Consider the following 5,559-nt stretch of genomic DNA (forward strand, 5'->3'; position numbering starts at 1 on the left):
CGAACATGGTGATCTCGATGGAACCGATGATCATGCTGCCGCAAGGTTTGCCTGGCGCGGGCGGTTATCGTGAGCACGACATCCTGGTGGTGGGCGAGAAAGATGCCACCAACATCACCGGGTTCAGGTACGGCCCGGAGCACAACATCATCAAGGCCTGAGGCGGACGCCTTCGCTTCAACCAGGAAAGCATATTAGCTCTGCAGTTACTCGAAGCATGGGATTCGATGACCCTGAGCGCTCCGGGGGCGCGATCGCCGCCAGGTCGATTTTTTGACCGGTAATCGACGTCGTTTTACCTGCGTGGCCACTATGTCGAAAACGAGAAGCAATTTGTCGTGAATGGAAACATTTCCGTATTTTTAGGCTTCTACGATGGGTCTGAACTCTGCTGGTTCGAGTGGTAGAGAAATAGACATAAACAATAGGCGAGGAGGAGTATTTCCATGGAAAAGAGTGTGGTGATAGGCGAGCTGGCGTGGCCCGAATACGCGCGCCGGGTGAAAGAGCAAGCGCAGCCCATCCTGGTTCCAATCGGTGCGCTGGAGCAGCACGGGCCGCATATGTCGATGAACCCTGACGTGCTGCTGCCAGGTGCCATCGCGGTTGCAGTAGGGCGGCAGATTGGCGCACTGGTCGCCCCTGCCATCGCGTATGGTTACAAATCCCAGCAGAAAAGCGGCGGTGGCAACCATTTGTGTGGCACAACCAGTCTGGACGGCCACACGTTGTCGTTGACGGTGAAAGACGTCCTCAAGGAGTTCGCCCGTCACGGCGCTCGGAAGATCTGCCTTGTCAACGGACATTTCGAGAATTCGATGTTCGCCGTCGAAGGGGTTGATCTGGCGATTCGCGAGCTGCGCTGGGAAGGCATTCACGACTTTCAGGTTGTGATGCTGTCCTACTGGGATTTCGTTACGGAAGAAACGATCGCCCGGATCTATCCGGACGGCTTTCCAGGCTGGGCAGTGGAGCACGGCGGTGTGCTGGAGACGTCGTTGATGCTGCACCTGCATCCAGATCTGGTCGACATGTCGTGCGTACCGGCGCATGGGGCGGCGAGCTTTGAGCCTTACGACGTGTTTCCGCCGATTCCAGAGTGGACGCCATCTTCCGGCTGCCTGTCATCGGCTGCGGACGCGTCGGCGGAAAAAGGTGCGTTGCTATTCGATGTCTGTGTAGAAGGCATCTCGCGGGCACTTCGCGAAGCCTACGATGCGCGCGCGAAAGCGTCGCACGCCTGAAGCATCCATCTGGGGAACACAATGGGAAATTGCGATAGCCGTAACCCGCATGTCGAGGTCGAAGCCGACAAGGCGTGGAGCATCGAACAGCACGCCATTGATCCGATTCCTTTAAAGGATCGGCATGGTACACCGGCCGAGCTGTTCAAGATGTGGATCGGTGCAAACACCAACTATGTGGTGGTTGTGACTGGCGCGCTGGCGCTCTCTCAGGGATTGTCACTGTGGCAGGCGCTGGGGGCGATTCTGGTCGGTAACCTGCTCGGGTGCTTCGTGCTGGGCTTGACCACGATCATGGGACCGCGTACGGGCACCTCCGGCATCATGACCTCGCGCAGTTCGTTCGGGCAGTTGGGTTCATTCCTGCCAAAGGCGGTCAGCCTCGTTTCCGCGCTCAGCTGGTTTTCGATCAACTCAGTGGTAGCCACGCAGGCACTCGAGACGTTGCTGAAGATGGGTGGCTTTCAGAGTCATGGGGTGGTCTGGGTTTCGCTAGCCGTCATTCTGGCCGCGGAAATACTGCTGGCGATCTTTGGACACGCGACCATCATCGCCGCGGAGAAGTGGATTGCGGTCGTGCTGGCTATCCTGTTCGGTGGGCTGGCGGCATTCGTGTTGCCGCATACGAGCTTCGCGATGGCGTCGGCGATCAACCACGGCGGGGGATCCATCAGTACATGGCTGATTGCGATGGGTATCATCTTTTCCTATCCGATCGGTTGGGCAAACTTCGCCTCGGACTACAGCCGCTATTTTCCCGCTGAAACCAGCTGGAAGAAAATCGTGCTGGCGGCCGGCGGAGGACAGTTCGTCGCGCTGATGTTCTGTGAGGTGATCGGCGTGCTATTTGCGACCGCACTGGGTGGCTCGCTCGGGGATGACCCGGTCAGTCAACTTGGCCGATTTCTGCCGACGTGGTTTATCGTGCCGCTGTTGTTTTCGATTATTCTCGGCGGTATAGCGGCGAATGTTCCCAACGGCTACACGGCCGGACTCGGTCTGCTTGCGTTGCGCATTCCAATTAACCGGATTACGTCGCTGACCATCATTGCGCTTTTCACGCTCTGTTTCCGTGTGGTGACGGTGTTCTACGGGCAATTCTTCGACATGTACCAGGTGTTCCTGAACTATATGGTCTTCTGGACCGCACCGTGGGCCGCTATCGTGATCGTCGACTACTTCATGCGGCGTGGCCGATATCAGGCGGATGCCTGGATGAAGTGGGGCAGCGGTGCGTACTGGTACGACGCAGGAGTCTTCTGGCCGGGTGTCATCGCCCTGTTGGTCGGTATCGTGGCGTCCCTCCTGTTCTCGAATTCGCCGACCTACGTCAGCCCATTGATGCGCGACTACCTCGGCTGGGGCGATCTTAGCTTTGAGTTCGGTCTATTCTCCGCGGGCCTGACCTACTTCACGATGGCCCGGCGTAGCCCATACTTCCGAGCCACAGTGGACGCTGTCGCTCAAGCGGCGAGTTGAACTCGGCACAATCCTGTTTTCCTGGCTTACCCGCGTCAAACCTCGACGGGATACAGTCGCCGTTGTGAAGCGCGGGTATTTTTTGACGCATCTGTTGATTCGTCAACCACTGCAAATTCATTGAGCCAATATGTATAAAAGGTCTCTACTCGCGGTCACGCTTTTCTGCGCCTTTACAGTTTCGGCGCACGCGCAAAGCAGCGTGGCCCTCTACGGTCTTATCGATACCGGCCTGATCTACACAAACAATCAACTCGGGCATAGCAACTGGCAGGAAGTAACCAGTTCGACGCAGAACACGGTGTTTGGCCTCAAAGGAACAGAAGATCTGGGCGGTGGCTTTCGCGCGCTGTTTAAACTTGAGCAATCGTTTCTTTTGAATAACGGCGCCCAGGCTTTTGCCGGTAGCGCGTTCGGTTCTCAGGCATGGGTCGGCCTGCAAAGCGATCCGTACGGCACCCTGACGTTTGGTCGCCAGTTTGACGTGATGAACGACCTCGTCGGACCGCTCACGGCCGGATACAACACGTGGGGCGGCAGTATCGCCGCACATCCGTTTGAAAATGACAACCTCGCCGCCAACTCCGTCGTAATCAACAACTCGGTCAAGTACGCGAGCCCGACGTACCACGGAGTCACGTTCGAAACGATGTATTCGTTCAGCAACAAGGCAGGCGACTTCGCGAATAACCGCTCGTACGGTTTCGGCCTGTCGTATGCCGAGGGGCCGCTGAATCTTGCCGCGGGCTACCTGCAATTGAACAATGCGGGTAACAGCACCGGCGCCGTGACTACCAGCGATACGAGCGCAAACTTTATCGCCGAGCGTCAGCGTATCTGGTCGCTTGGCGGTAACTACACGTTCGGGCCGGCCACGGTTGGGCTAGTCTGGAGTCACACGCAGATCGACAACGCGGCGGCCGTCTTCTCGTTCGGCACGGGCAGCTACCTCGCCGCCAACGATGCCTCCGCCGGAACCCTCGCCGGTTCGCTGCGCCTCGACAACTACGAAGTGAACGCGAAGTACGCGCTGACGGAGGCGTTGAGCGTAGCGGGCGCGTACACGTATACGCATGGCGCCTACAACGGCTCTTCGCCGGGATGGAACACGGCCATGCTGCAGACCAACTACTCGATCAGCAAGCGCACAGACTTCTATCTCGAAGGTGTGTATCAGAACGTGCATGGCGCGCCAGCGGACTCCGTGGTGTCGCACGCAATGATCAACACGCTGTCGCCGTCCGCGACGAACACGCAAGTGGCGGTCACGGTAGGCATGCGTCACTCGTTCTGAGCGCCCGCTAATAAACGCCTAGCGACAACGTATGCCTGGGCCTTGCCAGGCATACGTCCATTTCGACCACCTCAAAGCCTCGGGCCGCCCTCGCTATTGCGCCGCTCGCGGATCGCGGACTTCACTGGAATGGATTGCGTGCTGGAGGTAGGATGCGAGGAATCCGTCGACCGAAGCGTTTGTGGGCGAGGTAGCCTGCAGGCGAGCCGGGTCGTTGCTGACCAGAACCCGCCTATGCCAACTCGCCCTATCAAGCTCGAAGAGCGTCATCCTGACGGACTTCATGACCTCAGCGTCAGAAGATATGGATTTCTGCTGCTCGACAATTTCTCATTGATCGCACTGGGTGCCGCGGTCGATCCTTTGCGGATCGCCAACATGATCATCGGGCGTCGTGTCTACGACTATCAACTCATCAGCGCGGGAGGCGAGTGTGTTCAATCAAGCGACGGCATCCGCGTACTGCCCGACGCAACGATTCGGGACCCCGGCTCGTTCGACGCGGTATTCGTAGTCGGCCCCAATCCTATTCCACGCAAGGGGATCGGCGCAGTGCTGGATTGGCTACGGCTGCATGCGCGCGGCGGCACTGCGCTGGGCGGTCTCGATACCGGCAGCTACTTTCTCGCCCGCGCCGGTTTGCTAAATGGCTATCGGTGCACGATTCACTGGGAAGATCAGGACGTGCTGATGGGCCAGTTTCCAAAGCTCATCGTTTCCAATCGCCTCTACGAAGTGGATCGGGACCGCTTCACGTGCAGCGGCGGTGTCGCGCCGCTGGACCTGATGGTGCATCTGCTCGGCATGCCACCCGGCAGCCGCTCGCTTGCCGCACGCGTGCTTGAATTGCTCGTTGCAGAACGACGCAGTCACGAGCAACAGCAGCGGACATCGCTTCGCCAGTACATGGGCGCGGAACATATAAAACTCGACGAGGCTTTGCAGATCATGGAGAGCAATGTTGAGGAAGCGCTCTCGGTCGCGGAGGTAGCTTCGTATCTGGGCGTCTCACAGCGCCAGCTTGAGCGCTGGTTCAACGATCGGATAGGTAAGACGCCGGCTCAGGCCTATCTTGAGATTCGCCTGCTCCGCGCCCGCCAGTTGCTATACCGGACGGGTAAATCGCTCGAAGAGGTCTGTTCACGAACAGGCTTCACATCAATGACGCACTTCGCGACGCGTTACAAAGCACAGTTCAAGATTTCGCCCATGTCGGACCGTCGGCGATACCAGAACGCATTGTAAGGCAACACCTGGCACACAGCTTCCTTGCTTCAACCCACGCGCACGATCGCTGCGTGCGGAGGCACGCGCTCGTTGAACAAGCCAATCCGACAGCAAAACGACTTCGCGGTGGTAAACCCTTGATGTCGGAATTGAGGATCGCCGTGTCGTTTTAGAAAACTTTCGAATTCATCAAACTTCTACTATTCGCTCACACCAACTGGCGTTTTTCACCAAGGAGCGAGCGCATGAAACTGGAAAATCTGATTCGGATTGAGAACGGCGAAAAGGTGAAGCACACCTTCTCGGATGCGGAGT

Annotated in this window: 4 protein-coding genes and 1 pseudogene; all 5 read left to right on the forward strand. The window is 58.0% G+C overall.

What is annotated here, in order from left to right; translation table 11 throughout:
• A pseudogene (locus AC57B1_RS14550) lies at positions 1-161 on the forward strand (creatininase); the annotation flags it as partial.
• 285 nt (positions 162-446) lie between these two features.
• A complete protein-coding gene (locus AC57B1_RS14555; RefSeq protein ID WP_088176917.1) occupies positions 447-1,244 on the forward strand; it encodes a creatininase in 798 nt (265 codons plus the stop codon).
• A 21-nt stretch (positions 1,245-1,265) separates the two neighbouring features.
• Complete coding sequence (locus AC57B1_RS14560) at positions 1,266-2,723, forward strand: purine-cytosine permease family protein (RefSeq protein ID WP_088176918.1); 1,458 nt, start codon at positions 1,266-1,268, stop codon at positions 2,721-2,723.
• A gap of 130 nt (positions 2,724-2,853) precedes the next feature.
• Positions 2,854-4,017, forward strand: a complete 1,164-nt coding sequence (locus AC57B1_RS14565) for a porin (protein ID WP_088176919.1) — start codon at positions 2,854-2,856, stop codon at positions 4,015-4,017.
• 234 nt (positions 4,018-4,251) lie between these two features.
• The gene (locus AC57B1_RS14570; protein WP_088176920.1) at positions 4,252-5,262 is read left to right on the forward strand and encodes a GlxA family transcriptional regulator; all 1,011 of its coding nucleotides are present in this window, start codon (positions 4,252-4,254) and stop codon (positions 5,260-5,262) included.
• Positions 5,263-5,559 lie beyond the last annotated feature (297 nt).

This window comes from Paraburkholderia sp. BGA-UO-ETr-F21, from assembly GCF_059567925.1.